Annotated in this window: 3 protein-coding genes; all 3 read right to left on the bottom strand. The window is 55.2% G+C overall.

Annotation, left to right across the window (positions count from 1 at the left end; genetic code table 11):
• Window positions 1-102: 102 nt before the first annotated feature.
• Window positions 103-897 (bottom strand): ABC transporter ATP-binding protein, encoded by a 795-nt coding sequence (locus tag MHN01_RS23900; protein WP_239413855.1) that lies wholly within the window; start codon window positions 895-897, stop codon window positions 103-105.
• 22 nt (window positions 898-919) lie between these two features.
• Window positions 920-1,846, bottom strand: a complete 927-nt coding sequence (locus MHN01_RS23895; protein ID WP_239413854.1) for an ABC transporter permease — start codon at window positions 1,844-1,846, stop codon at window positions 920-922.
• 101 nt (window positions 1,847-1,947) lie between these two features.
• Window positions 1,948-2,653, bottom strand: a 706-nt coding sequence (locus tag MHN01_RS23890; RefSeq protein WP_239413853.1) for an ABC transporter substrate-binding protein, incomplete at its 5' end; no start/stop codon positions are given.

Raw genomic sequence — 2,653 nt, 5'->3', positions numbered from 1 at the left:
CCAGGACCCAGGACCCAGGACCCAGGACCCAGGACCCAGGACCCCAAAAAAAAGCGCCGGAGATCACTCCGGCGCTTTTTTGTAGGCGTATCAGATTATGTGTTAGCCTAGCAGCAGGCTATCATCCGCCAGCTCTTCACCGCGAACCTTGCTGAACATTTCAAGCAGCTGTTTCACATCCATGTTTTCTCTTTCTTTCCCCTGGACATCCAGCACGATTTCGCCCTGGTGCAGCATTACAGTACGGTCTCCGTAGGCAAGGGCATCCTTCATTGAGTGGGTAACCATCATGACGGTTAGGTCAAACTCCTCGACCACTTTTTTGGTCAGTGCCAGAACGAAAGCAGCCATGCGTGGATCCAGAGCGGCGGTGTGCTCGTCGAGCAACAAAAGTTTGCTGTCGGCCAGTGAGGCCATGACCAGACTGACGGCTTGGCGCTGACCACCGGAAAGGAGGCCGATATGGTCACCCAGGCGGTCTTCGAGGCCGAGGCCAAGAATGCTGATACGTTCCTGAAAGAGCTTGCGGCGCTGTGACGACAGAGCCAGTTTCCAGCTTCGTTTGCTGCCGCGTTTGTAGGCGAGTGCCATGTTTTCTTCGATTGTCAGCGAGGCACAGGTGCCAGCCAGCGGATCCTGAAAAACACGGGCGGCATACTGCGCGCGTTCATGGACCGATTTATGGGTCACATCAATATCGTCGATAAGCACCTGGCCGCCCACCATTGGGGTCTCCCCGCTAACGGCACCCAGCAGCGTTGACTTGCCCGCGCCGTTGGATCCGATCACGGTAACGAACTGCTTTTCAGGCACGGCAAGCGAAACACCGCGAAGGGCCTGGTTTTCCAATATAGTGCCTTCATTGAAGGTAACGCGGATGTCATTTAATTCAATCATCTATTTTTACCCTCTGAGCGGCTCAAGCCAGCTTTTTTGCCGTGCTAGCTTGTTTCTTCTTGCGCTGAATGGTGGTTTTCATTTTCGGCGCAATGAGTGCGACGGCAACCAGCAACGCGGTGATCAAGTTGAGATCCGAGGCTTGCAGGCCAAACATACCGCTGCTTAATGCAAAGGCAACAGCCAGACGGTACAGAACCGAGCCAAGGATAACGGCAACCACGGCCACCCAGATTTTGCGTCCCGGGATCAGGGTCTGGCCGAGGATCACGGCTGCCAGTCCGACGACAATGGTACCGACGCCCGAAGTGACATCGGCAAAGCTATTTGTCTGGGCAAACAGGGCACCGGAAAAACCGACCAAGCCGTTTGAAAGTGCCAATCCAAAATAGGTGTACAGTGCAGTATTACCACCCTGGGCACTGACCATTCGGCTGTTGACCCCGGTAGCCCGAAGGCCGAGTCCGAAGTCGCTGGCGAGCAGGCGGGTGATGAACCAGGCACTGAAGATAACAAGCAGTAAGACTACGCCAAGGCGCATGATCCCCGAGTCAATGCCGAGATCCATAGCTAACAGTTCAAACGGGGTCAGGATAGTATCTTCGCCCAGTAAGGCCAGGTTTGGTCGGCCCATGATCCGAATATTGATTGAGAAGGCGGCAATCATGGTCAGGATACTGGCGAGCAGATGGAGAATACCGCAGCGGATCGCCAGAAAAGCTGTCACCAGCCCGCAAAGGCCGCCGGCAGCGATTGCCAGCAGGGTGGCAATCCACGGGTTAACACCGGCTACGATGGCGGTGGCGGCAACCGCGGCTCCCATCGGGAAACTGCCGTCGACGGTGAGATCAGGGAAGTCCAGTACGCGGAAAGTCAGGTACACACCCAGGGCCACCAAGCCGTAGACCAGGCCGATTTCCAGCGTGCCCAGAAAGGCAAAGAAAGACATCTAAAACACTCCTTGTCTTTGATATGAATCAGAGGTGTAACCTGAGAGACGAGCTTCCGGAAAGCTTTTCTCGTCCCTCAAGGCTAAACCTTGTCAGGTGCTTATTCGGTGACTGACGTGGCGCGATCAAGCACGGATGCCGGGAAGGTGATCCCCAGCTTGGCTGCGGCTTTCTGGTTCAGGGCCAAATCAGAGCCTTTGGCAACTTTTACCGGAAGGTCGGCCACTTTTTTTCCTTTTAGCAGTGCATCAACATAGTCTGCCGTCTGAACACCGACCTGATAGTAATCAAAGCCCAGCGCCGCCAGGGCACCGTTTTCAATATACGTAGTCGAGGCGCCGACAATTGGCTTGTTGGCCTGGTTGGCTGCATTGACCAGACCGTCAATGGCACTGGCGACTGTGTTATCCGTCGGGGCATAAATTACATCGGCTTTGGAGGCGACAATCTGGGCGGCAGCCTGGACATCGGCGCTTTTCAGTGCTGTGCCTTCAACAACGTTCAGGCCTCTGGCATTAGCTGCTTCGCGCAGTAGTTCAACCAGGGCAACGGCATTAGCTTCGCCGGGGTTGAACACGACCCCGATATTTTTCACGTTCGGCAGCAGTTCTTGCATGAGTTCAACATGCTGGGCAACAGGAGACAGGTCGGAAAGGCCTGTGACATTACGGCCAGGTTTGTCCATGTTTTTAACCAGCTTGGCACCGATAGGATCGGTTACCGCAGTAAATACGACCGGAATCGAGCGTGTCGACGCAGCGAGAGCCTGGGCCGTAGGAGTGGCAATACCGACAAGAACATCTGGG

It is taken from the genome of Photobacterium sp. OFAV2-7 (genome assembly GCF_022347985.1).
In the GTDB taxonomy this organism is placed as follows: Bacteria; Pseudomonadota; Gammaproteobacteria; order Enterobacterales; family Vibrionaceae; genus Photobacterium.
This window is presented reverse-complemented; position numbering and strand designations above follow the sequence as displayed.

What these genes read in the sequence shown, in the direction of transcription:
- MHN01_RS23900 (WP_239413855.1), bottom strand. Translation starts at nt 897, where the DNA reads ATGATTGAATTAAATGACATCCGCGTTACCTTCAATGAAGGCACTATA.
- MHN01_RS23895 (WP_239413854.1), bottom strand. Translation starts at nt 1,846, where the DNA reads ATGTCTTTCTTTGCCTTTCTGGGCACGCTGGAAATCGGCCTGGTCTAC.